1 pseudogene is annotated in these 253 nt (G+C 67.6%); it reads left to right on the top strand.

Annotation, left to right across the window (positions count from 1 at the left end):
- Positions 1–34: 34 nt before the first annotated feature.
- Positions 35–253 (top strand): annotated as a pseudogene (locus AC0IX4_RS23170) (MFS transporter); the annotation flags it as partial.

Below are 253 nucleotides of genomic sequence, written 5' to 3'. Positions count from 1 at the left end.
CGACCACACCCCCACGCACAGAGGAGAACACACCGTGCACGACACCACTGCCACGGAGCCGGGCTGGAGCACGCAGATCACGCGTGTCCAGTGGCTCGTACTGCTGGGCACCACGATGGGATGGGCGCTGGACGGCGTCGCCGGCAGCCTCTACGCGTTGGTGCTCGGACCGGCGATGACCGAACTGCTCCCGAACTCGGGCCTGACGGTCGACGCCGATCACATCGGACTCTACGGCGGTCTCACCGTCGCA

The sequence above is a fragment of the Rhodococcus sp. AC861 genome (assembly GCF_979256035.1).
This window is presented reverse-complemented; position numbering and strand designations above follow the sequence as displayed.